General features: G+C 54.6%; 15 protein-coding genes. 13 read left to right on the top strand and 2 right to left on the bottom strand.

Features of this window, described 5'->3' with window-relative positions; translation table 11 throughout:
* Positions 1-21: 21 nt before the first annotated feature.
* On the top strand, positions 22-1,869 hold the full coding sequence (gene ftsY / locus H6G62_RS07110; RefSeq protein WP_190493477.1) for a signal recognition particle-docking protein FtsY: 1,848 nt from the start codon (positions 22-24) through the stop codon (positions 1,867-1,869).
* A 117-nt stretch (positions 1,870-1,986) separates the two neighbouring features.
* Here the strand turns inward: ftsY and H6G62_RS07105 are convergent, their stop codons facing one another.
* A complete protein-coding gene (locus H6G62_RS07105) occupies positions 1,987-2,769 on the bottom strand; it encodes a Uma2 family endonuclease (protein ID WP_190493537.1) in 783 nt (260 codons plus the stop codon).
* 177 nt (positions 2,770-2,946) lie between these two features.
* On the opposite strand from H6G62_RS07105, the gene H6G62_RS07100 reads away from it, so the two are divergent.
* From H6G62_RS07100 to H6G62_RS07065, 8 genes are all read left to right on the top strand, one after another.
* Positions 2,947-4,155, top strand: a complete 1,209-nt coding sequence (locus tag H6G62_RS07100) for a 4-hydroxy-3-methylbut-2-enyl diphosphate reductase (protein WP_190493475.1) — start codon at positions 2,947-2,949, stop codon at positions 4,153-4,155.
* Between the two features lie 165 nt (positions 4,156-4,320).
* On the top strand, positions 4,321-7,719 hold the full coding sequence (locus H6G62_RS07095) for a helicase-related protein (protein ID WP_199324806.1): 3,399 nt from the start codon (positions 4,321-4,323) through the stop codon (positions 7,717-7,719).
* A 318-nt stretch (positions 7,720-8,037) separates the two neighbouring features.
* Complete coding sequence (locus H6G62_RS07090; protein WP_190493473.1) at positions 8,038-11,709, top strand: TaqI-like C-terminal specificity domain-containing protein; 3,672 nt, start codon at positions 8,038-8,040, stop codon at positions 11,707-11,709.
* Entirely contained in the window at positions 11,706-13,151 is a 1,446-nt protein-coding gene (locus H6G62_RS07085; protein WP_190493471.1) for an AAA family ATPase, read from the top strand. The genes H6G62_RS07090 and H6G62_RS07085 overlap by 4 nt, the downstream gene beginning before the upstream one ends.
* Positions 13,148-13,336 (top strand): hypothetical protein, encoded by a 189-nt coding sequence (locus H6G62_RS07080; protein WP_190493469.1) that lies wholly within the window; start codon positions 13,148-13,150, stop codon positions 13,334-13,336. The genes H6G62_RS07085 and H6G62_RS07080 overlap by 4 nt, the downstream gene beginning before the upstream one ends.
* Positions 13,337-13,411: 75 nt before the next feature.
* Positions 13,412-13,639 (top strand): type II toxin-antitoxin system HicB family antitoxin, encoded by a 228-nt coding sequence (locus H6G62_RS07075; RefSeq protein WP_190493468.1) that lies wholly within the window; start codon positions 13,412-13,414, stop codon positions 13,637-13,639.
* A 908-nt stretch (positions 13,640-14,547) separates the two neighbouring features.
* Complete coding sequence (locus H6G62_RS07070; protein ID WP_190493467.1) at positions 14,548-17,070, top strand: glycogen/starch/alpha-glucan phosphorylase; 2,523 nt, start codon at positions 14,548-14,550, stop codon at positions 17,068-17,070.
* 3 nt (positions 17,071-17,073) lie between these two features.
* A complete protein-coding gene (locus H6G62_RS07065) occupies positions 17,074-18,294 on the top strand; it encodes an acetate kinase (RefSeq protein WP_190493466.1) in 1,221 nt (406 codons plus the stop codon).
* Between the two features lie 229 nt (positions 18,295-18,523).
* Here H6G62_RS07065 and H6G62_RS07060 read toward each other — a convergent pair whose 3' ends face one another.
* Entirely contained in the window at positions 18,524-19,351 is an 828-nt protein-coding gene (locus H6G62_RS07060) for a Uma2 family endonuclease (RefSeq protein ID WP_190493465.1), read from the bottom strand.
* Between the two features lie 137 nt (positions 19,352-19,488).
* Here H6G62_RS07060 and ispF point away from each other — a divergent pair, with 137 nt between their 5' ends.
* The 4 genes from ispF (at position 19,489) to H6G62_RS07040 (ending at position 24,723) form a co-directional block, all read left to right on the top strand.
* Positions 19,489-19,968, top strand: coding sequence for a 2-C-methyl-D-erythritol 2,4-cyclodiphosphate synthase (ispF, locus tag H6G62_RS07055; protein ID WP_190493464.1), 480 nt, complete (start codon positions 19,489-19,491; stop codon positions 19,966-19,968).
* A 146-nt stretch (positions 19,969-20,114) separates the two neighbouring features.
* On the top strand, positions 20,115-21,212 hold the full coding sequence (locus H6G62_RS07050; RefSeq protein WP_190493463.1) for a response regulator transcription factor: 1,098 nt from the start codon (positions 20,115-20,117) through the stop codon (positions 21,210-21,212).
* Between the two features lie 18 nt (positions 21,213-21,230).
* Positions 21,231-24,341: a PAS domain S-box protein gene (locus H6G62_RS07045; RefSeq protein WP_190493462.1), complete on the top strand. Its 3,111-nt coding sequence runs from the start codon at positions 21,231-21,233 to the stop codon at positions 24,339-24,341.
* Complete coding sequence (locus H6G62_RS07040; RefSeq protein WP_190493460.1) at positions 24,334-24,723, top strand: response regulator; 390 nt, start codon at positions 24,334-24,336, stop codon at positions 24,721-24,723. The genes H6G62_RS07045 and H6G62_RS07040 overlap by 8 nt, the downstream gene beginning before the upstream one ends.
* Positions 24,724-24,954: the final 231 nt, after the last annotated feature.

Raw genomic sequence — 24,954 nt, 5'->3', positions numbered from 1 at the left:
CCCAAGGTAGGTAGGGCTGGTATGGTGTTCAACTGGTTTCGGCGTGGTTTTGAAAAGTCCGATGCGGCCAAGGCCGAGCCTAAACCCACCGAAACGGTGACGCCGGAACCTACCCCGGAGAAGGCTGAGGCCGAAGCTCCAGCCGCGCCCAAATCCTTGGCTGAGATGACCCCAGAGGAGAAACTCGCCTGGGCCAAGGCGGCGGCGCAAAATATTCAAAAACAACAGGCCGAAGCAAAAGCGGTCGAGACTCCAACCGAGCCAGCCCCAGAACCCGCAGCGGTGGAACCTGAGGCTGAAACCCGTGTCGAATCTGCCGAATCTGCCGAATCTGTAACCCCTGAACCTGCCGAGGATCGGGTTGCTGAGACGGCTGCTGTAGAATCCGTGGTAGAACCGGAGCCCGCTGTTATCGCTGAGGTTGAGCCAGAAGTTGCCCCTGAAGCGGAATCCGTGATCGAGGAACTTATCCTTGAGGAATCCGCCGCCGATGCGTCTGAATCGGAAGCCGCTGTCCCGGAAGAAGAAACTTCTGAAGAACCCGCTGCCGTCGTTGCAGAAAGCCCCTCTGAGGCAGAAATCTCTGTTACGGAGTCTGTTGATGAACCTGTGACCGAAGCGGTCGCTGAGTCCGAGATCGAACCTGTGGCTGAAGCCGGGGCGGAATCCTCGGTTGCTGAACCCGTGGCCGCACCCGTGGCTGAACCAGAACCCCAGGCCAGTGTTCCCTTTTGGGCCAGGGCCGAGGAAGAACGCTTGCAGCGGCTAGAGCGCTTGCAGGAAACCGCCATTGTGGAGCCAGAGCCGGAACCGGAGCCTGTGGCGGCTGTCACGACTCCAGAACTGATCCTGCCGGATATTGATTTGGATGAAGCCTTCCTGTGGTCGGCGGAGGTGTTGGCGGCCCAGGGGCGGCGACCGGACGAGATTTCTGCCGAGGAAATTACCTGGCTGAAGCGGCTGCGGCAGGGGCTGAGCAAAACTCGTCTGAGTTTGGTGAACCAACTGAAGGCTATCGTGGGCCAGGGGCCGCTGAACGAGGATGCGGTGATGGAAATTGAGGCGCTGCTGCTCCAGGCGGATGTGGGCGTGGCGGCGACAGATAAGGTCATCGAAGCCCTGCAAAACCGGATGCGGAACGAGGTGCTGCCGCCGGATCAGGCCATTGCCTACCTGAAAACCATCCTGCGCGACATGCTGGATGCCCCCCTGGGCGACTCCCACAACCTGCTGTTTGTGCCGGAGAAGGAAACCCTGAATATTTGGCTGATGACCGGGGTGAACGGGGCCGGGAAAACCACCACCATCGGCAAGCTGGCCCATGTGGCCAAAAAGTCGGGCTACAACACCCTGATCGCCGCCGCCGATACCTTCCGGGCCGCCGCCGTGGAGCAGGTGAAGGCCTGGGGGGCTCGCAGTGAGGTGGAGGTAATCGCCAATCCCGGCAAGAACACCGACCCCGCCGCCGTGGTGTACGATGCCATTGCCGCCGCCAACTCCCGCCAGATCGACCTGCTGCTGGTGGATACGGCGGGCCGCTTGCAAAACAAGAAAAACCTAATGGACGAACTGGCCAAAATCCGCCGCATCGTCGATAAAAACGCCCCCAATGCCAAAATCGAAGCCCTGCTGGTGCTGGATGCCACCCTGGGCCAAAATGGGTTGCGCCAAGCGGAGGTCTTTGCCGAAGCGGCCAACCTCAGTGGCGTGGTGCTGACCAAGCTCGACGGTACGGCCAAGGGTGGTGTGGCCCTAGCGGTGGTGGAGCAACTGGGCCTGCCTATCCGCTTCATCGGTGCCGGGGAGGGCATCGAAGATCTGCGCCCCTTCTCCAGCTACGAATTCATCGAAGCCCTGCTGAGCGGTTGATGGCCCTCCCAACATCCCACCCCGCCTCTACCCCACCAAACCGTAGGGGCTAGGTCTCCTCGCTCGTCCGACCTCTTTGCCCGTCCGACCTCCTTGCCCGTCCGACCTTGGGGGGAATCAATCAGGGGTGATCTGGCCGAGGCTTTCTTCGACCACCTCTAGGGATAACTGAAGTGCCTCGGCAATCTGTGCCGGGGTCAAGCCCATTCGCTGAAGCGGCATAATCGCCGCCAGCCGAGCCTGCCGTTCTTGCTGGGCCTGGGCTTGAAAATCCTGGGCCTGTTCCTCGGCGGAAGGGTAGCGGTTGCCCTCGGCATCAAACCAGGACAGCACCTCTCGGATTTCGCCGCCGAGGAGCCCCTGGGCTCGACCAATGGCCAGCCCTGCCTCCGGCATCCAGTAGGGTTCACCCCGCTGGAGGTGGTATTTCTCACCGATTCGCTTGTAGACTTCAAAGGGTTGGTGCTTGTCCCGGCCCCAGTATTCTGGGTTGTAGATGACGTAGTACAAGACGCCGAGGTTGGCGTAGATGTCCATTTTTTCGACGTATTCCCCACCAGGACTCCAGGACACCATCTCTAGGGCCATGGTGGGTACAACGCCCGCTTCTTCCCAGACCACATAGCTTCTGCGGAAGCGTTGACCGGGCTTGCGGCGGGGCACCCCCAGGGCCAAAAAGCCGTCGGGAATCACCGGAACACGGTGATCCTTCCCCGTGGTGTGGTAAATGCCCATATCCACACCAAAGTACCAGTCTTGGCGGTCGGCCCAGATCCGTTGCAGCAAAAAGAGTAGGTAGTTGGGTAAAAGATTTTGGTCTTCGTTGTCCACGGGGGTATCGTCGGCGTCGGGCAGCTCGTCGCTGGTGGGGAGATTCTTGTAAAGGTCGGCTTGTACCATGGCGGTTCCCTGGGGGCGCATGGATTTATCATAGCCACTGCCTCCATAGACGAGGAAATCCGCTGTCTAGCGCGTCACCTTTGCCCTAACCATAGAGATTTTCCTAGGCTGGGGGCACTAAAACCCGGTTCACAACCCGTTATTCTAGGTAACGTGTCGCCACTCTGGAAAATACCGATGGATACCAAGGCCTTTAAGCGATCCCTGCACCACTCCGACAAGTATTTTCGTCAGGGCTTTGGCCATGGGGATGACGTGGCGGGCCAAATGCAGACCGAATACAACAGTGGCCTGATCCAGGAAATTCGCGCCCTGAACTACACCCTCACTCGCGGCAACGTCACCATCAAACTGGCGGAGGCCTTCGGCTTTTGCTGGGGCGTGGAGCGGGCGGTGGCCATGGCCTACGAAACTCGGCAGCACTTCCCCACGGAGCGGATTTGGATTACCAATGAGATCATCCACAATCCCAGCGTTAACCAGCGCCTCAAGGACATGAACGTCGCCTTTATTGAGGTGCAAAATAACGACAAGGATTTTTCGGTGGTGGGCCAGGGGGATGTGGTGATTCTGCCCGCCTTTGGGGCCAGTGTCCAGGAAATGCAGCTCCTGAACGACAAGGGCTGCACCATTGTGGATACCACCTGCCCCTGGGTTTCCAAAGTGTGGAACACCGTGGAAAAGCATAAGAAAAAAGACCACACCTCCATCATCCACGGCAAATATAACCATGAGGAAACCGTGGCCACCAGCTCCTTTGCGGGTAAGTATTTGATTGTCCTGAATCTGGATCAGGCGCAATACGTGGCCGACTACATCCTCAATGGCGGCAACCGTGGGGAATTTATGGCTAAGTTTGGCAACGCCTGTTCCACCGGGTTCGATCCCGACACCGACCTAGATCGCATCGGCATCGCCAACCAAACCACCATGCTAAAGGGCGAAACCGAGCAAATCGGCAAACTCTTTGAACACACCATGCTGAAAAAGTATGGCCCCCAAGCCCTCAACGATCATTTCCTCAGCTTCAACACCATCTGCGATGCCACCCAGGAACGGCAGGACGCCATGTTCAAACTGGTGGATGAAACCCTCGATGTGATGGTGGTGATCGGCGGCTACAATTCCTCCAATACCACCCACCTGCAAGAAATTGCCGTGGAGCGAAACATTCCCTCCTACCACATCGACAGCGCCAGCCGCATTGGCCCCGGCAACCGCATCGAACACAAGCTCCTCCATGGGGAGATGGCGGTCACGGAAAACTGGCTGCCCGCTGGCCCCGTCGTCGTCGGCGTCACCTCAGGAGCCTCCACCCCCGACCGCTCCGTGGAAGACACCATTGAGCGCATCTTTGCCATCAAAGCCGAGCCCGTGCTGGCCTAATCTTGACTGTTAGTGTGATCTGGCGGATTTCAGTCACATGCGACAGGCAAGGGGCTTAAGCGCCTTGTTGGCAGGGCTGTCCTTGCCTCGGGCTGTTGCGACGATCCGTTGTTTTAGACATCGAGGGCTACAATCAGGAGTTAATTCAGCCCCCACCCCTCCTCTATGACTACGGATCTCACGTTTTTTACCAACGAACCAGGAGCCACGCTTCTAGATCGCTTCAAGCGAACGTTGTCGGATGTGCAGTATTTTGACGTGCTGGTGGGCTATTTCCGCACCAGTGGGTTTTATCAACTGTATGACGCCCTAGAATCGGTGGATCACATTCGGATTTTGGTGGGCCTAACGGTGGATCAAAAGGCCTTTGAATGGATCGAAACGGCCCAGGCACAAATGGATCTGGATTTTGAGTCCCACAAGCGCACGAAGGATCAGGCGCGGGAGCAAGTTGCCGCCGAGATTACCCAGGCCCAAGACACCTACGCAACCGAGTTAGGAGTGCAGAAATTCATTGACTTTATTCGGTCTGGAAAGCTCGAAATCAAAGCCTATCCCAGTGCCAATCTCCATGCCAAGGTGTATATCAGTCGGTTTGGGGAGGAGGATCGAGACTTTGGGCGAGTGATTACTGGATCGAGCAATTTCTCCTGGTCAGGACTGGTGGCCAACCGAGAATTTAATGTGGAACTGAAGGATCGAGCGGATGTGGAATTTGCCCTAGAACAGTTTGAAGCCCTGTGGGCGGAGGCGGTGGATATTTCCGCTGACTATGTGGCCACCGTTCAACAGCAAACCTGGCTCAACGACACGATTACCCCCTACGAACTTTACCTCAAGTTTCTCTATGAATATCTCAAGGAAGATATTAACCTTGATGAAGATGATCTAGATATTTATCTACCCGATAGCTTTATGGAATTGGCCTACCAAAAACAGGCCGTGACCTCTGCCAAGAAAATTCTGGATGCCTATGGGGGCGTCTTTTTAGCAGATGTGGTGGGGCTAGGGAAAACCTACATTTCGGCCCTATTGGCCCAACAGATCCAGGGACGAATTTTGGTGATTTGTCCTCCGGTGTTACAGGACTATTGGCGAGAAACGTTCTATGACTTTGGGATTCGCGGCTACGAGGTGGAATCCTTGGGGAAGCTGGATGCCCTCTTGCAGCGAGATTTGAAGAAATTTCGCTATGTGCTGATTGATGAAGCCCACCGTTTTCGTAATGAAGGCACCCAAGCCTATGAAAACCTCTTCCAAATTTGTGCCGGAAAGCAGGTCATTCTCGTCTCGGCTACGCCTTTGAATAACCGCATTAGTGATATTTTTAACCAGCTTAAGCTGTTCCAACCTGCCCGGAAAAGCACCATTCCCGGCATTGCTAACCTGGAGCAATTCTTTAAGGCGTTGCAAAAGCGGCTGGATCAGTATGAGAAGACCGATCCTGAGTATTGGACGACCCTCAAAGCCGTTTCCCAGGAAATTCGGACCAAGGTGTTGCGCTATGTGATGGTACGCCGTACCCGTAGCGAGATTCTAAATTACTTTGCCGAAGACCTGACTCAGCAGGGATTGATGTTTCCTAAACTGGCGGAGCCCCAGAAAATTATCTATCAGTTTGATGACAAAACGGAATGGGTCTTTAACCAAACCATGCGGCTATTGCGGCGGTTGTCCTATGCCCGCTATACGCCGCTGTTGTATTTGAATCAGCAAGTTTCGAGCTTTACCCGCCAAAGCCAGCGCAATATTGGTGGCTTTATGCGGGCGATTTTAGTGAAACGTCTAGAAAGCAGTTTCTATGCCTTTAAGCGTACCCTAGGGCGGTTTATTGAGTCCTATGAAAAGTTCATCGCCATGGTGGAACAGGGCACGGTGTTAATTAGTAAAGATCTGGATGTCTACGATTTGCTAGAGCGAGACAATCCCGATGAACTGCTCACTGAAGTTGAACAAAATCGGGTTCAGGTTTACCAAGCCACCGATTTTAATGATGACTTTCTCCAGGATCTACGGGCAGATTTAATCCTGCTGCAAGATATTCAAACCCTGTGGCATCGGCTGGAGGATGATCCCAAACTGAATCAGTTTGTGGCAGATTTGCAAAGCCATTCCCATCTGAAGGATCAACAACTGGTAATTTTTACCGAATCCAAGGAAACGGGGGATCATCTTTACGCCACTTTGGATGCCAAATTTCCCCACCAGGTGATGTTTTATGCCAGTAAGGGCGGTGTGTATAACGCATCTGGAGAGCCTGTGTACCATAATCCCTCTGTGGCGAAAACTCTGATTCAACAAAACTTTGATCCAAATCATTCCACGCAGGAAGATCGTATTCGGATTTTAATTACCACCGATGTGTTGGCGGAGGGCATTAACCTACATCGCGCCAATGTGGTGGTGAATTATGACCTGCCCTGGAACCCCACGCGAGTTTTGCAGCGGGTGGGGCGAGTAAATCGGGTGGGAACCGCCCATGACCAGGTTTACATTTTTAACTGTTTTCCAACGGCCCAATCGGAGGCCCAGCTAGGGCTAGAGGAAAACATCGTGGCCAAAATTCAAGCCTTCCACGACACCCTAGGGGAAGATGCCAAATACCTCAGTGAAGAGGAAGAAGTGACCACCCACGAGTTATTTGGAGATCGGCTCTATCACACCCTAAACCGACGAGAAAGCTACGAACAGGGCACCGAGGCCGAGGAACGGTCGGAACTGGAATATTTACAACTCCTGCGCCAAATTCGCGACCAGCAACCGCACCTCTTCGAGACCATCAAAAAACTACCCCGCAAGGCCCGCACCGCCCAGCGGATCAAGACCCTCACCCCCAGCCCCTCTCCCAAGATGGGAGAGGGGAGCAAGAAGCTTTCTTCTAGTCTTCTCTCAACACAGGAAATTCTTTCCAAATCTCCCCCTTCTCCCTCCTTGGGAGAAGGGGGCCGGGGGGATGAGGGCCAACTCCTCGCTTCTCCCTCCTTGGGAGAGGGGAGCCAGGAGGGCCAACTGCTGACGTTTTTTCGGCAGGGAGCGCTAAAGAAATTCTTTCTATCCGACGGCACCACCACCCAGGAAATCGACTTTTTTCAGGCGGTAGATTGGCTGGAGTGCGAACCCGACCATCCCAAGCAGCCCATCCCCAAACGCTACTACGACTTGCTGCAACAGAATAAAGACGCCTTTGTGGCCCTAGAACAAATGCCAGATTTGGCCCCGGCCCTAGGGCGAGGCGGCAGCACCTACGATAAATTTGTCATTCAATGTCTGAAAGCTAAAGATATTCGTAGGTTTCGCGGCTTTACCGATGAAGATGAGGCATTCCTAAAAGTAGTGCGGATCGCCTTTGAGGAAGGGCGGATTCCGAAACCCACGGCCAAAAAGGTACAGCAAGCCATCAAACCCATTGCCGGAGACCCGCTCAAACTGCTGAATGCACTGAAGCGAACCGTCCCCATTGCCCTACTGGCCGAACCCGAACCCACCCCCATCCCCCAATGGGGCCAAAGCCGGGAGGTCGTTCTATCGGAATACCTCTACCCGCCAGGGTCGCCCTCACCCTAAATCCCTCTCCCATGGAGCTACTGCTTATACATAAGTCTCTGTGCTGCTTGATGCCTAGAGTTGATCCCCCCTAGCCCCCCTTACCAAGGGGGGAACCGGAGTCAAAGTCCCCTGTGCTGCTTGATGCCTGGGGTTGATCCCCCCTAGCCTCCCTTACCAAGGGGGGGAGCGGAGTCAAAGTCCCCCTTTTTAAGGGGGATTTAGGGGGATCTCCAAGGACGTACGGTAGGAAAACTCCTTCCGGCCCCCCTCTCCCAGGGGGAGAGGGGCTGGGGGTGAGGGATCTGGGGGTGTGGGCCATTTGCTAAGGATAAAACCATGGACAAAACCAGCGCCAAAACGTTGCTCACCAACACCCTACAACGACCCTTTGAGGAAGCCCAGTTTCGGCAGTTTGCCCGCAATTTGGTGAACGATCTGGATGAATCCAAGGCGCTCAATGTTCAGGGCGCTTATATTAAAGAGACCTATCGAAACCAGGTCAAACAATACAAGCGCCTTGGCCAATATATCGACCCCGATGGCAACACCATTGATGTGTTAGTGGTGCGGCTGCATCGGCAGTCTTCGCTGGAACGGGCGCGGACAATGCAGCGCAATTTTATGGCCCAATATCTGCAAGATCGGGGTCAAAAAGAAGCGGCGTTGGTGGCCTATACCACCGATGAATCCCTGGATTGGCGGTTCTCTTTAGTGCGGTTAGATTATCGCCTGGAGGTGCAGGCCGATGGTAGCTATAAACCCACTAAGGAGGTGACAGCGGCGCGGCGGTCTTCCTTTTTGGTGGGGCAAACGGAACCCAACCATACGGCCCAGCAGCAGCTTTTACCACTATTACTGAATGATCGCCAAAATCCGACCCTGGATGAGTTGGAGGCAGCGTTTAATATTGAATCGGTAACGCAGGAATTTTTTGGGCAATATAAAGCCCTATTTTTGCAGGTGCGGGATGAGGTAGAAGCCCTAATTCAAACGGATACCGCCATCTCGGCTGACTTTTCCAAAAAGCACATTGATCCGGCCAATTTTGCCAAAAAGCTATTGGGACAGATCGTATTTCTTTACTTCCTCCAAAAGAAGGGTTGGCTGGGGGTGGAACCGGGACAACCCTGGGGCCAGGGGCCAAAGGATTTTCTGCGCCGATTATTTAACCAAGAAACTATCCAATACCACAATTTTTTTAATGATGTTTTAGAACCCTTATTCTATGATGCCCTGGCCAGCCATCGCGGCGATGAATCGCTCTACGAATTACCGGGATGCCAAACTCCCTGCAAGATTCCGTTTTTGAATGGGGGATTGTTTGAACCCATCGGCGGCTACGACTGGCAAACCACCAATGTGCTGATTGCCAACCCAACCATTCAGCAGGTGCTCGATACCTTTGACCTGTATAACTTTACGGTGCGGGAGGATGAACCGCTGGATAAGGAGGTGGCGGTTGACCCAGAAATGCTGGGCAAGGTGTTTGAAAATTTGCTGGAGGTGACGGATCGCAAGGCCAAGGGGGCATTCTATACGCCTCGCGAAATTGTGCATTATATGTGCCAAGAAAGTTTGATTAACTACCTCGATACCACCCTCAATCGGCAGGCGGTGGAACTGATGCCGCCCCCCACCCAGCAGGCCAGCCTGTTTGCCACGCCCACCGTTGGACAATTGCCCCTCACCCAGGAGGAATACTGTGAGCGGGTGCCCCGTGGAGACCTGGAACGCTTGATTCGGGAGGGGGAATGGGCGATGGAACACGATGCCCAGGTGGTGCAAAAGGGCAACGAAACCAGCACCTACTCGTTTCGGGTGCCGGAGGCGGTACGTGCCCATGCGGCGGAAATTGACCAAGCCCTAGCGGCGATCAAAATCTGCGATCCGGCGATTGGGTCTGGGGCGTTTCCGGTGGGGATGATGCAGGAGATTGTGAAGGTACGGGGGATTTTAAGCACCTATCTGGCCGCCCTCACCCCCAGCCCCTCTCCCTGGGGAGAGGGGGGCAAGAAACTTGCTTCTAGTCCTCTCTCAACCCAAGAAATTCCTTCCAAATCTCCCCCTTCTCCCTCCTTGGGAGAAGGGGGCCGGGGGGATGAGGGCAGATCCGCCTATGCCTTCAAACGCCATGCCATTCAAAATTCGATTTATGGGGTGGATATTGACCCCGGTGCGGTGGATATTGCCAAGCTGCGGCTGTGGTTGTCTTTGGTGGTGGATGAGGAGGATTACACCCGCATTAAGCCCTTGCCAAATTTGGATTACAAGATTGTTTGTGGTAATTCCTTACTCGGTGTAGATCATCGGGAAGGAACGCAACCTTATCAAGGCAGTGTGCTGAATTATCAGCCCCTAGAACAGCTTGATCGGTTGATGATTGATTTCTTTGATGAAACCAATTCTGAACGAAAAGCAAAGCTCAATCGAGACATTAAAGCCCTGATTAAAACCTTGACCGGGAACGAAGATACCTTTGATTTCAAGATTTACTTCAGCGAAGTGTTTCAACAACAGGGCGGATTTGATATTGTTATCGGCAATCCGCCCTATGTGCGACAGGAGCAAATTAAACACCTCAAAGATCAACTCAAGCCCAATTACGAATCCTATACAGGCACCGCCGATCTCTATATCTTTTTCTACGAACGTGGCCTAAACCTGCTGCGAGATCATGGCGTTCTTACCTATATTTCCTCTAATAAATGGTTCCGAGCGGCCTATGGTAAAAAGCTCCGTCAACTGATTATCCAAAATACCCAAATTCAGCGCATTATCGACTTTGGCGATGCCCCTGTCTTTGCCGCCATTGCCTATCCTACGATTGTCATTATTCAAAAAAGCAAGCCCCCATCCCCGGAAGCGGGCCACTTCCACGCCCTAAATTGGGACATGGGACAACCCATCCACCAGTTTGAAACCGCCGTGCAAACCCAAACCTTTGCCATGCCCCAAACCGCCCTCACCGCCGAAGGCTGGCAATTTGCCGATGCCACCGCCCTCAACCTCCTAGCCAAACTCCGCCAAGCCGGAACCCCGCTGGGAGACTATGTGAATAATCGGTTTTATCGAGGAATTTTAACCGGGTTTAATGAAGCCTTTGTGGTAGACCAAGCCACCCGCGATAGACTGATCGCCGAACACCCCTCTTCCGCCGAAGTCCTCAAACCCTTTCTACGCGGACGCGACGTAAAACGCTGGCGAGTGGATTATCAAAACTTGTGGATTATTTTTACCCGTCGAGGCATTGATATTAAAAAATACCCTGCTATTCACAAACATCTACACCAATTCAAAGATCGATTAACCCCTGGAAATCCTGGTGGTCGTAAGCCGGGAAGCTATGAATGGTACGAAATTCAAGACAACATTGCCTACTGGCAAGAGTTTGAGCGACCTAAGATTATTTATCCAGATATTGCGGCTCGTTGTGAATTTACTTTTGATACTAACAACTTATATCCTGATTGCACCTTATTTATCATTCCAGAAGACTCTACCTATCTAGCAGGCGTTCTTAATTCTGCGATTGTACAATTCTTTATCGATCAGATTTGTCCTTCGGTTCGTGGTGATTTCAAGCGATTTAAATCAATATATGTTTCTCAAATCCCCATTCCTCCCGCCTCTCCCGAAGACAAAGCCCGGATTGAAACGTTGGTGAACTATATTCTCTTTTTGGCCAAGGAACTGAAGGATATTCCTGGTCATGGTGAAGCAATGGTGGCTTCGGCTGATGACAAGCTGATGCTAAACTATTTCGAGCAGATTGTAGATGCAACCATCATGGAGCTTTATTTGCCGGAAGAACTCCATGCCGCCAATAAATCTTTTATGTCTCACCTAGCCACCAAGAACCTGCCAACCTTAGAGCAAATCTCAGGCGATACAATGGAATCACTTCGCAGTATTTTTAGACGCCTCTTTAAGAAGGATCACCCCATTCGAGAAAATCTCTTCTTTCTCGATAGTGTTCCCGTCGTTCGCATCATTCGAGGCTTAAAATGAGAATCACAAAGATTTCCCTAAAAAACTTTCAGGCTTTTTATGCTGAGCATGACATTGACCTTGGCAGAAACGGCCAAAATCTCTTAATTTATGGAGAAAATGGCAGTGGCAAATCATCGTTGCTTAAAGCCATTGAGCTTTTTCTAGATTCCCATGTGCGAAACTTGAATTTTAATCACTATCGCAATTTCTTTGCCGCCGATACCGATGGTGGCCATGTAAAAATCTCAGCCCGTGCCAATGAAAACGAACCTGAAACCACCTTTGAGTGGTCAAATGCCAGTCGCACAACCGACGATTCTATCATCCTGGATGCCGCTAAGACCAAAGGAGTTTTAGACTATAAGGCACTATTAGAAGTTTACTTCCTGCATCCTGAAGACTGCGAAGTCAATATATTTAATCTTTTGGTTAACACTATTCTTGCCAACAGCCGCAATGAATTTACTCAAAATCGTTTAATTGAGGATTGGGAAGCAATTAAACAAATGCCCATTCCCCGTCAAAATCATAATAAGAAAATCCAGGACTATCAGTCTACCTTGGATAATTTCAATCAGGGTTTGCAAGCAATTCTCAATCAACTACAGCAAGAACTAGGCGACATTCTTCAAAAGTTTAGATATCCCATTTCCTTAGAATTTGACTTTCAGGGAGTCACCCTTAATATTTCAGAAAAACGAATCGACAATCAAAGTGTTCTTTTGAAAATCAATTTTTATGATCGACATTTTCCCTTGGCTCATCAATTTCTTAACGAAGCAAAGCTATCTGCCATTGCCCTCTCCATCTATCTAGCATCTCTGCAAATCAATCCCAGCAGTGAACTTAAGATATTGGTTCTAGACGATGTATTGATCGGGTTAGATATGTCGAACCGATTACCTGTTATTGATATCCTCCAAGAAGAATTTAGCGATTATCAGATTTTTCTGATGACCTATGACAAAGAATGGTATGACATTCTTAAACGAAATTTCTCCAACTGGAAAGCCATTGAGCTTTATGCTGGACGTGGAGAAGATTATGAAATTCCAGTAATATTACAAAATCAAAGATACCTAGAAAAAGCAAGATTTTATCTTGCAATCCATGACCACAAAGCTGCCGCGATCTATCTACGAACAGCTTTTGAGGTCAAGATTAAGTGGTTTTGCGAAAAGAAAAATATTCCTGTTAAATATCGCGAGAAGCCTAAAGATTTAACCAGCAATGATTTCTGGGAACCCATTAAAAATGCTAAAGATCAGAACGGCAATCCTAAGTACATTGATGCAAATCTAGCCGCTGGTGTTGAGTTGTACCGTAGCCTAGTTATGAATCCGCTGAGTCATGCTCGACTTGTCAATGTGTCTCGGCAGGAAATTGAAAACGCTATTAACACCATAGAGAACCTTGAAAACCTCCTAGATCAGTTGGGTCGTAGGAGTCAACAGCCATGATTTCAACCTCGGTAGGGTTCCGTTGGGTACATTGCAAAGCCCGGATTGAAACCCTGGTGCAGCATTGCCTAAACGCCCAGGGGCAAGCCGTGGCCGCTGCCGAGGCTGAAATTGATACCATCGTCGCCCGCCTCTACGGCCTCACCGACGCAGAACGCGCCATCATTGAGGGGAGGAAGGGATGAGAAAGCAAAGCCTTATCAAGTTAGACAATTTTTAACCTTAGTTGAAACCCATAACCTGAGCTTAGAGGAAGACGCATGAAGGACTATCACATCAATATTTTCTACAGCGAAGAGGATGAAGGATACATCGCCGATATTCCCAACTTAAAATTTTGCTCTGCCTTTGGCGAAACCCCAGCCGAAGCCCTCAGAGAGCTAGAAATTGCGAAACAAACATGGCTAGAAACGGCACGTTCCCAAGGTAAAAGTATTCCTCAGCCGACGTACCGTCCCATTATCTATCAGCTAAAAATAGCGTCATAATGTTGAATCAGCCATCAATGACAAACATTATGATTCAGATGGAGAGGTTATCAATCAAAGGCTCACTCTGTACCCCCCTTATCAAGGGGGAAGGGGGGATCATCGCAATGTACTTCAACCGAGTGCAATCCGCTATGGAATCTCAAAATTAACGCTACGGATAAACTCAAGCAGGAAGCCGATCTATGGCAAAATCTGTAACCGTTTGGTTTGACCCAGAAGCCGATTCTCTAGATGTAAAATTCTCCGATGCCCCTGGTTATATGCGTGAAACCTTAATTTCGGGCGGATCTAGAGGTTGGGGGACTACCGACCAAAGTTAGCGATCCCCCTAAATCCCCCTTTTTAAGGGGGACTTTGAATCCGGTTCCCCCCTTTTTAAGGGGGGCTAGGGGGGATCGATCCCCTATATCGTCTACGTCAAGGACTTATGTGTACACAGTAGCCCTTGGGGAGAGGGGCAGGGGTGAGGGTGAAGGCCATGGCAAATGGATAGTCATTTCTATGGAACACTCTTAGACTCACCTCCCCACGCTGGATCAACGCCACCAGCCTCCACAGACAGGTGGGCCAATGGCCTCGATGCGCCCAGGGCAGCGATTGACCCAACCCAGCCTTCAAGGCATCGTAGAGGGGAACGTTTTTTTCAAAGTGTTTACGCTTTTGGTGAATATTTACGCTTAGAACGCTGGCTCCCCCTTTCTCGCCTGAACCCATGAAACTGCTGTACAGCAAGGCTCTTCGGCGCTCAAAGCCACTTTTATCAGGCAAATCGGTTCCCAGCTTCGAGCTTTAAACCTTAAACCTTTCCGGGCCTAAATCCTTTCATAACCTAGCGCCCTTACAGTAGCGGTAGGCACCAAAGATTAGGAAGCCCGTACGTTCTGCCTCTGTTCAGGAGTTGCGCCATGACTATTCCTCCTTTTTGCCCCACGGTTGATGTTGAAGACGACCGCACTGGCTTGAGTGTAGAAACCCTGCGCCGCGCCTTTGCCGATAACCTGTACTACATCCAGGGCAAATGGCCGGAGGTGGCCAGCATCAACGATTTCTACCTGGCCCTGGCCTACACCGTGCGGGATCGGATGATGCAGCGCTGGCTGAACACCAGCCGTAACTACCTGCGCCCAGAGGTGCGGATTGTGACCTACCTGTCGGCGGAATTTTTGCTGGGGCCACACCTAGGCCGAAATTTGATCAACCTCGGCATTGAGGAACCCGTGAAGCAGGCGGTGCAGGAATCTGGGCTGGATTTTGACGCCATCGCCGCCCAGGAGGAGGAACCGGGCCTGGGCAATGGTGGCCTAGGACGGTTAGCGGCCTGCTATATGGAGTCCATGGCCAGTTTGCAAATCCCTGCCATTGGCTACGGCATTCGCTACGAGTTTGGCATTTTTGACCAGCAAATCCGCGATGGCTGGCAGGTGGAAAGCACCGATAAATGGCTGCAATACGGTAACCCCTGGGAAATTGCCCACCCCGAATCGGCTGTTACCGTGGGCTTTGGGGGCCGCACCGAGGGCTATATCGACTCCGATGGCCGCTTCCGCAAGCGCTGGATTCCGGCCAAGCAGGTGAAGGGCATCCCCTACGACACCCCCATCCCTGGCTACCAGGTCAATACCGTCAACACCCTGCGGCTGTGGAAGGCGGAGGCGGTGGAATCCTTTGATTTTCAGTCCTTTAATGTGGGCGACTACTACGGGGCCGTCAACAGTAAAGTGACCTCCGAAAACATTTCTAAGGTGCTCTATCCCAACGACGAGCAGATCGAGGGCAAACAACTGCGCCTAGAGCAGCAGTTTTTCTTTGTCTCCTGTGCCCTGCAAGACATGATCCGCATCCACTTGGGGGCGGGCTGCAAGCTCAGCACCTTCCACGAAAAATTTACCGCCCAACTCAACGACACCCACCCGGCTGTGGGCGTCGCGGAACTGATGCGCCTGCTGGTGGATGACCACGGCATGGGCTGGGATGAAGCCTGGGATGTGACCCGCCACACCTTTGCCTACACCAACCATACCCTGTTGCCCGAAGCGCTGGAAAAATGGTCGATTTCCCTGTTTGGCGGAATGCTACCCCGCCATTTGGAAATCATCTACGAAATCAACCAGCATTTCATGGATCAGGTGCGGGTGCATTACCTCAACGACCCGGTCAAACTGGCTAGCCTATCGTTGATTGACGAATCGGGCCATCGCTATGTACGGATGGCGAACCTGGCCAGCCTGGGCAGCTATGCCATCAACGGCGTGGCAGCGCTGCATACGGAACTAGTGAAACAAACCATCCTGAAAGATTTCCATGAGCTATTCCCCGGCAAGATTCACAACGTCACCAATGGCGTTACCCCACGCCGCTGGATTGCCTTAGCGAACCCCCGCCTTGCCGCCCTCTATACCGAGAAAATTGGCAATGGCTGGCTGCAAGACATGGATCAACTGCGCCAGATCGAAGGCTACGCCGATGACGCCGGATTCCGGGAATACTGGCGGCACATCAAGCACGACATTAAGCAGGATCTCGCCACCTACATTGGTCAGCGCACGGGCATCACCGTCAACCCCGACTCCATGTTTGATGTGCAGGTAAAGCGCATCCACGAATACAAGCGCCAGCACCTCAACGTCCTCCACATCATTACCCTCTACGAGCGCATCAAGCAAAACCCCAACCTGGAGGTAACGCCGCGCACCTTTATCTTTGGCGGCAAGGCGGCTCCGGGCTACTTCATGGCCAAGCTGATGATCAAATTCATCACCGCTGTGGGGGATGTGATCAACAACGACCCCTCCATTGGAGATCGGCTCAAGGTGGTCTTCTTGCCCGACTACAACGTCACCTTTGGCCAACGGGTCTATCCCGCCGCCGACCTGTCCGAGCAAATTTCCACCGCCGGGAAGGAAGCCTCCGGCACCGGAAACATGAAATTCTCCATGAACGGTGCCCTCACCATCGGTACCCTAGATGGGGCCAATGTGGAAATTCGCGAACTGGTGGGGGACGAAAACTTTTTCCTGTTTGGCCTCACCGCCGACCAAGTTCACGACCTCAAGACCAGCGGCTACAACCCCTGGGACTACTACCATGGCAACCCCCGTCTGAAGGAAGTCATCGACCTAATCAACTGCGGCTTCTTTGCCAAGGGCGACGGTGGCCTGTTCAAGCCCCTCACCGATAACCTGCTCTACGGCGATCCCTATCTGCTGATGGCTGACTACCAGAGCTATGTGGACGCCCAGGATCGGGCCGATGCCGTCTACCAAGACCCAGAAACCTGGTCGCGCATGTCCATCATCAACGCCGTTCGCATGGGTAAGTTTTCCAGCGACCGATCCATCCGCGACTATTGCCGCAAAATCTGGCAGGTTCAGCCCGTGCCCATCGAGCTCAAGGAATATGTCCAAGCCCAAGCCGGATTTAAGGTGTAGGCCATGAAAATCCTGGTGCTCAACGCTGGCTCCAGCAGCCATAAAAGCTGCCTGTTTGACCTCACCCAGGCCTCCGACGCGAGTTTGGCCCCCAGCCCGATCTGGCGGGCCACCCTGGATTGGACCCACGCCGAGGGCCAGGTCGAACTTTCCGCCGAAACGGAATCGGGATCCGCCCTCAACCAATCGCTTCCCATTACCGATAAAGCCGAGGGTATCGCCGCCATGCTGAACACCCTGGTGGAAGGCGAAACCCAAGTTCTAGACAGCCTGAGCGACATCGACGGGGTGGGGCACCGGGTTGTCCACGGTGGGCGAGATTACGTCGATAGCGTGCGAATCGATAGCGATGTGAAAGCCGCCATCCAACGGCTGATTCCCCTCGCCCCCGCCCACAACCCTGCCAATCTCCAGGGTATCCACGCCATCGAAGCTATCCTGGGCGACATTCCCCAAGTGGCCGTCTTCGACACCGCCTTCCATGCCCAAATGCCCGCCGCCGCCGCCACCTACCCCGGCCCCTACGCCTGGATCGACCAAGGCATCCAGCGCTACGGCTTCCACGGCACCAGCCACCGCTACGTCGCCCAACGGGCCGCCAATCTGTTGGGACGTGACCTAGCCGATCTCAAGCTAATCACCTGCCACCTGGGCAACGGCTGTTCCCTAGCGGCAGTCAAAAACGGCCACAGCATCGACACCACCATGGGCTTCACCCCCCTGGAAGGGCTGATGATGGGCAGTCGCTCCGGCAGCGTCGATCCCGGCATTCTCATTCACCTGATCCGCCAAGAGGGCTACAGCGGCGACCGCCTTGACCAATTGCTGAATAAAGAATCCGGCCTCAAGGGCATTTCCGGCATTTCCAACGACCTACGCCTAGTGATCGACGCCATGGAACAGGGCCACGACCGGGCCAAACTCGCCGTTGAGATGTTCCTCCACCGCCTGCGCCGGGAAATCGGCTCCATGCTAGCCAGCCTCGGCGGGTTGGATGCCCTCGTCTTTACCGCTGGCATTGGCGAAAATAGCGCCCTGATCTGGCAACAAGCCTGCGAACCCTTCGCCTTCCTGGGCCTCAACCTTCAGGACAACCTGGGACGATCCGCCGCCGATCAAGACATCGCCACCCCAGACTCCAGCATCCGTGTGTTGGTCATCCACACCCAAGAGGAATGGGCCATCGCCCAAGCCTGTCTTAAGAGTTGTTCCAATTTGCCGTGAGACAGGTGCAAACGGTTTGCTAGGCGAAAAGAGCGTCATGAAGCAACGATGCCTGTAATCTTAAATCCGGCTTGTTTGCCCCCGGTATCAGTGGGCGAGGAGACCTTGCCCCTACCGTTTTCGGGGTTAGGAACCGGGGTTATCTAGCTCGGATTTGGTATTGTTGGATGACACGCCCTAGCTTGGGCCTGAAGGAACTTGGCCAACCTGTCATCCGGCTAGGTAAGCATCACCCAATCTGATCCGGATCAATCCCCTGCGCTCTGAGTAATTCAGCCAGCCGTTCTGCCCGGAGCCGTTCTCGCTCGGCCCGGATCTGTTCTTGATCCGCCCGCTCCCGTTCCACCTCCAACGGAGTCAAAATCCATTGGTCATCGGCATCAAAGAAGCGCAGCCAGTCCCGCACCCGACCCTGGAATCGGCCACGCCACAGCCCTAGACCGATACCCAGTTCTGGGATGGTGAATCGCCCATCGAGAATGGTGATGGGAACGTAGCCCGCTTCCGTGAGGCGAAAGGCTTGGAGATTCTCCGTATAGTGGTCAAACACCACGTAGTAGGGAATGCGGAGGATTTGTTCGTAGACCTGCCATTTGGGGGGTGGGGCGTTGGGGTCAGCCTGGACGAGGCCCAAGTCCTCATCTGCCGTGCCGGGGGAGAGGAGTTCTACGACGATGTAGGGGTTGACCTGTTCCTGCCAGGTGACGTAGCTGAGGCGGAGATCGTCGTCGTCGCTGTAGAACCGGGGGACGCCCACCACCGCAAACCAGTCGGGCCGCTTGTACCAGCGGGGATGGGCGATGTCGTAGTACAAATTCAGGTCAGCAGCGGTGAAAATACGATCCGCCGCCACGTCCGCTAGGCAAAAGGTGGCGCTGAGTAGTTGAGGCTGAAAGTCATGGAATTCGTCTGGCAACCCAGGCTCCTCCGGGTCTTCGCTGGGCAAATCATACATCGTGGGCCAGGTTTCCCTGGGGGGCAGGGGCACATCCGCCGGGACGATGTAGGGATTCTGGGGAATCTGAAGCGGTGATGCGGAGGTAGGCCGAGGAGACATGGGAGGGGTTGCTCCTGGAGAGATGGGCTGACAACGATGGGTTGATTTTAGCGAATTCTTCCCCTTGTCCCGATCCCCCTTCGTGATACAACCGTTACGTACCCCGCAAAGACTTCCCCAATACCGCAATGAATCCGATGGCGATCCGCATTGGCAATGGCTACGATATTCACCGCCTCGTGGAGGGGCGACCGCTCATTTTGGGTGGTGTCACTCTTCCCCATTCCCACGGCTTGGATGGCCACAGCGATGCCGACGTGCTCACCCATGCGATTATGGATGCGCTGTTGGGGGCGCTCAGTCTGGGCGATATTGGGCTCTATTTTCCCCCCGGCGATCCCGAATGGGCGGGGGCCGATAGCCTGAAACTGTTGGCCCAGGTGAATGCCATGGTGCAGGAACGGGGCTGGACGGTGGGCAATGTGGATAGCGTGATTGTGGCCGAGCAGCCCAAAATGAAGCCCCACATCGAGGCCATGCGCACCCAATTGGCGACGGTGTTGGGGGTAGACCCCAGCCAGGTGGGGGTGAAGGCCACGACCAACGAAGGCCTTGGCCCCGTGGGTCGGCAGGAGGGCATTGCCGTCCATGCCGTTGCCCTGTTAGTGCAAGGCTAACCGATCCTTCGCCCAGGGTGTTCCGAATCTAGGTGGGCCACGAAACCGACTATTATGATTCATTGCCTGGGGATCTGTTTGCCTGGGGATCTGTTTGCCTGGGGATCTGTTTGCCTGGGGATCTGTTTGCCTGGGGATCTGTGTCGATGAAGATTCTGCTGTTAGAAGATGACCCGCCCACCAGTGAACGTCTAGCGGCTATGCTATCTCGCCATCACTATGCGGTGGACGTGGTGGTGGATGGATCGATGGGGCTGGAGATGGCGATGCAGTGGCCCTACGATTTGCTGATTGTGGATTGGCACCTGCCCAGCCTGAATGGGATAGAGGTCTGCCGGAAGCTCCGCCAACAGGGACAATGCACCCCGATTTTGATGCTGACCGTGCGGGATGCCAACGACGACATTGTGGCAGGGCTAGATGCCGGGGCCGACGACTATTTAGCCAAATCCTCGGAGCCGTCTCAACTGCTGGCCAGGGTACGGGCTTTGCTGCGGCGCAATCAGGTTGTGGCGGATCCGGTGCTGCGCTGGGGCGATCTCACCCTAGACCCCGCCCAGGCCCAGGTGGAATACCAAGGGCAAAGTATTCCCTGTCGCCCCAAGGAATATGAGCTTCTGGAGCTATTTCTGCGCCATCCCCAGCGATTGCTCACCCGCAGTGCCATTATTGACCATCTTTGGCCCATGGCCGATACCCCAGTGGAGGGATCGGTCACGAATTTGATTAAAGACCTGCGGCAACGGCTGAAGCGGGCGGGCATAACCAACGGCCCCATCGAAACGGTCTATGGTCTGGGCTATCGGCTGCGGGCTCCGGCGGCGGGTATCGCGGAGAATGTCAATTCTCTAGCGTCATCGTCCGCTGAGCCATTATCCCCGGAGGACTCCGATCCCGACGTTCCTCTACCGCCCCGATTAGCCAACGCCCTAGCCGGGGCAACCCAGCGTTTCCAGGCCACCCTAGACCAACGGCTCAGGATGCTCGATCACACCGCCGTCGCCTGGGCCGCAGGCACCCTCACCTCAGGGGATCGCCAGCGGGCCTTCACTGAAGCCCATCGCCTAGCTGGAGGACTGGGAATGTTTGGCTATGGCCCAGCCGCCGCCGCCGCCGAGGAAATTGAAGCGCTTCTGCATCCCACTGCCGCCGAGAACGACCTCCCCCACCTCGCCACCCAAATGCAGCGCCATCTGGCTACCCTCAAACAAGCCCTCGCCGCAGACTTGTCCTCACCTAATTGATCTGATGGCTTGATTTCCATGAAACCGCCGATCTCTCGATCCCTGCGCCAGTTGGCCAGTATTTCGCTGTTTTGGGTGATGACCATTCCCCTGGCGGTTTCGGCCCTGAGTTCCTTGGCGGGGATGGGCTATTTTGCCTACCGCAATCATCAGGTCATGGGCCACCTGGCTCGATATCCGTGGCAGGCGATGCTGCTGTGGTTGCTGGGGGTGGTGAGTGCGTTGGGATTGGGACTGGTGGTGGCAAAGCTGTTTTTGCGGCGGCTGGGACGCTATCACTGGGCCAGTCAAGCCCTGGCATCGGGGGATCTGAGCCAGCGTTTACCCACCGATAGCCCCATTCGCGAACTGAATGGCTTGGCCAAGGCGTTTAACCAGATGGCTGACCAGTTGCAGCAAGCCTTTCGTACCCTCCAAACGGCCCTGGATGAATCGGAGGCCAAATTCACAACGATCTTTCGCACGAGCCCGGTGCCTATGGCCATCGCTACCCTGGCCGAGGGCCGCATTCTGGCGGTCAATCAAAGCTTGCTCACGGTATTGAGCCGATCCCAGAACGCGATGGTGGGGCATACGGCCTTGGAACCACATCTGTGGGTCGATCTGAACCAGCGCCAACAGTGTTGGCATTTGCTGAGGTCGCAGGGGCGGGTGCGGGATTTAGAGGTGGAGATGCGTACTGGAATGGGGGACATCCTCACGGTGCTGCTGTCGGCGGAGGTGCAGACGCTAGCTGACCAGGATCAGGTGATCCTCACCTTCCACGACATCACCGACCGCAAACGTGTGGAACGGGCGCTCAAGGAAAGTGAAGCCCGATTCCGGGAAATTTCCGAAACCTCTCCGGCCAATATTTATATTTTGGTACAGCGTCCCGACGGCAGCTTTTATTTTGAACACATCAGCCGTGCTATTGAGGTCATCCACGAAATCCCGGTGGCCGACATTATGGCCGATGCCCAGGTGTTGCTCAGCCGCATCCACCCCGATGATCAGGCTGACTACGCCATTGCCGTGCAGCATAGCCTAGAGACCCTCCAGCCTTTTCACCACGAATGGCGAGTGATCAATCCGTCCGGGGCGATCAAGTGGCTCCAGGGCAGTTCCATCCCCAAGTGTCGATCAGGGGGAGAGGTGGCCTGGTATGGGGTGGTGATTGACATTAGCCAGCGGCGACAGGCCGAGGAAGCCCGCCTGCAAAGCGAGGCCCAGAAACGCGCCATCCTAGAAGCCCTGCCCGACCTGATTGTGCGCACCCGCCGAGACGGCACCTATCTAGAAATTAAGCCCGCTGCCACCTTTCCTACGGATTTACCCTACTTTGCCGTGGGCAACAACCTGCGCCAGGTGCTCCCCCCCGATCTGCTGCCCCCCTACCTGCAAACCATGGAGCGGGCCTTTGCCACGGGCGAAACCCAGCGCTACGAATACGCCCTTGAAGTCCAAGGAGAAGCCCTTTGGCAGGAGGTGCGGATGGTGCCCATGGGAACCGAGGAAATGCTGTTTGTGGTACGCAACCTCACCGACCTACACCGCCTAGCCAGGGCGTTGCAGGAGAGCGAAACCCGCTTTCGGCAACTGGCGGAAACCGTGGAGGAGGGCTTTTTTGTCTACGAACTCCTCGACCAGCGCTATTCCTACGTCAACCCGGCCTATGGAAACGTGCTGGGCCTGTCCCCTTCGCCCACTGATTCAGAGTCTCGCTCGGCCCTCAGCCAAGATCGCTGGCTAGCGTGCATTCACCCAGAGGATCGACCCCGCATTGATGCTGCCCTACTCCGGGAGCAGCGAGGGGAAAATTTCGACCAAGAGTATCGCTACATGACCCCCATGGGCGAACTGCGCTGGCTGCGATCCAAAGCCTTTCCCTTGGCGGATGACCGGGGACAGGTGACGCGCATTGTGGGCACCGTGGAAAACATTACCGAACGCCGCCTCGCCGAAGATGCCCTGCGCCAGAGCGAAGCCCGTTTCCGCCGCGCCTTCGACCATGCTCCCTACGGCATTTCCCTGGTGTCGCCCACGGGCCAGTTTGTGATGGCCAACCCCCAATACTGCGCCCTGCTGGGCTACCGCGAAGCCGAACTGCGGCAGATGACCTTCCAAGACATCACCCATCCCGATGAACGCGAGGCCGATTGGCAAGGGTTTCAGCGCATGATGGCTGGGGACCTGCCCATTTACCAGATCGAAAAACGCTACCTCACCAAGCAAGGGGAGGCCATCCCGGTGATCATCAACGCCGCCCCGGTCTACGATGGCAACGGCCAGCCCCTCTACTCCGTCGGCCATGTGCAGGATATCCGCGAACGCCAAGCCATCGACCGCATGAAGGACGAGTTTATCTCCATCGTTAGCCACGAACTGCGTACCCCCATCACCTCCATCCAGGGCGCTTTGGCCCTATTGGGGGCTGGCGTCTATCAAGATCGCCCCGAAAAAGCCAAGGCCATGCTCGATATCGCCATCAACAACAGCGAACGCCTGGTGCATTTAGTAGACGACATCCTCAGCTTCGAGCGGCTAGAATCGGGTCGGGTGCAGCTCGAACCCGAACCCTGTCAAGTCGAAGACCTCTTTGCCCAAGCCCTCGACAGCGTGAAAGCCCTCGCTGATCAGGCCCGCATCACCCTAGACGCCCAGCCCATCCCTACCACCCTGCAAGCCGCCCCCGACGCCATTGTACAAACCCTCACCAACCTGCTCAGCAACGCCATCAAATTCTCCAATCCGGGCAGCACCGTCTGGCTCCGAGCCACCCCCATCGACCAAACTGATCGGCCTCCCGACTCCCGACTCCCGACTCCCGACTCCCGACTCCCGACTCCCGACTCCCGACTCCCGACTCCCCACTCCCCACCCACCCATCTCCTCATCACTGTCCAAGACCAAGGACGCGGCATCCCCGCCGACAAACTCGACCACATCTTCGATCAATTCCAGCAGGTGGATGCCTCGGACTCGCGCCAACGGGGAGGGACAGGTTTGGGCCTCGCCATCTGCAAACGCATTGTGGAACAACACCAGGGCCGCATTTGGGTGGAGAGTCAACTCGGTCAAGGCAGCACCTTCTCCGTCGTTCTGCCCCTCACCCTCGCCATCGACCCAGCGGAGCAAACCCATGCCTAAACGCCTGTTGATTGTGGACGACGAAGACGACATTCGCACCATTGTGCAAGCCGCCCTAGAGGAATTGGCGGGATGGCAGGTGTTGGAAGCGGCCTCTGGGCAAGCGGGGTTGCAGGTGGCCACCGCCGAACAGCCCGACGCCATTTTGCTGGATATTTCCATGCCCGACATGGACGGCTTCGACCTCTTTGCCCAGCTTCAGCAACACTCCGCCACCCAAGCCATCCCGGTGATTGTGCTCACCTCCAAGGTGCTGGCGCGGGATCGATCTCACTTTGCCGCTCTGCCTCTGGCCGGGGTGATCACTAAACCTTTCAACCCCCTCAGCCTAGCCTCTCAAATCACCGATTTGCTGGCCTGGGAAGTACCCCCTATGGGCTAAATTCCATCTCTTTTTCGGCATCGTTGCTTGGATTTTATGCCCACCAGTCCTATGACTTTCCTATAGTTTTTTCGTAGACTTCAGAACAGGTAATATCAGTAGTCTAAGCTACTGATTTGACTAGTGGCGCTTCTCCAATGGGGTACAGGTCTGGCCAGGGAAACCACCCTAGCCAGAGTGCGATCACCATGTTCGCAGCACCTCATTTCTGGAGAGGTCTTGCGCTTTTAT

This window comes from Phormidium sp. FACHB-1136 (genome assembly GCF_014697375.1).
GTDB lineage: Bacteria > Cyanobacteriota > Cyanobacteriia > Phormidesmidales > Phormidesmidaceae > Nodosilinea.
This window is presented reverse-complemented; position numbering and strand designations above follow the sequence as displayed.

Bases quoted from the DNA above. Each gene is read 5' to 3' on its own strand.
- H6G62_RS07050 (WP_190493463.1), top strand. From the start codon at position 20,115: ATGAAGATTCTGCTGTTAGAAGATGACCCGCCCACCAGTGAACGTCTA.
- H6G62_RS07060 (WP_190493465.1), bottom strand. From the start codon at position 19,351: ATGTCTCCTCGGCCTACCTCCGCATCACCGCTTCAGATTCCCCAGAAT.
- H6G62_RS07045 (WP_190493462.1), top strand. From the start codon at position 21,231: ATGAAACCGCCGATCTCTCGATCCCTGCGCCAGTTGGCCAGTATTTCG.
- H6G62_RS07070 (WP_190493467.1), top strand. From the start codon at position 14,548: ATGACTATTCCTCCTTTTTGCCCCACGGTTGATGTTGAAGACGACCGC.
- H6G62_RS07090 (WP_190493473.1), top strand. From the start codon at position 8,038: ATGGACAAAACCAGCGCCAAAACGTTGCTCACCAACACCCTACAACGA.
- ftsY (WP_190493477.1), top strand. From the start codon at position 22: ATGGTGTTCAACTGGTTTCGGCGTGGTTTTGAAAAGTCCGATGCGGCC.
- H6G62_RS07085 (WP_190493471.1), top strand. From the start codon at position 11,706: ATGAGAATCACAAAGATTTCCCTAAAAAACTTTCAGGCTTTTTATGCT.
- H6G62_RS07100 (WP_190493475.1), top strand. From the start codon at position 2,947: ATGGATACCAAGGCCTTTAAGCGATCCCTGCACCACTCCGACAAGTAT.
- H6G62_RS07065 (WP_190493466.1), top strand. From the start codon at position 17,074: ATGAAAATCCTGGTGCTCAACGCTGGCTCCAGCAGCCATAAAAGCTGC.
- H6G62_RS07040 (WP_190493460.1), top strand. From the start codon at position 24,334: ATGCCTAAACGCCTGTTGATTGTGGACGACGAAGACGACATTCGCACC.
- H6G62_RS07095 (WP_199324806.1), top strand. From the start codon at position 4,321: ATGACTACGGATCTCACGTTTTTTACCAACGAACCAGGAGCCACGCTT.
- ispF (WP_190493464.1), top strand. From the start codon at position 19,489: ATGGCGATCCGCATTGGCAATGGCTACGATATTCACCGCCTCGTGGAG.
- H6G62_RS07080 (WP_190493469.1), top strand. From the start codon at position 13,148: ATGATTTCAACCTCGGTAGGGTTCCGTTGGGTACATTGCAAAGCCCGG.
- H6G62_RS07105 (WP_190493537.1), bottom strand. From the start codon at position 2,769: ATGGTACAAGCCGACCTTTACAAGAATCTCCCCACCAGCGACGAGCTG.
- H6G62_RS07075 (WP_190493468.1), top strand. From the start codon at position 13,412: ATGAAGGACTATCACATCAATATTTTCTACAGCGAAGAGGATGAAGGA.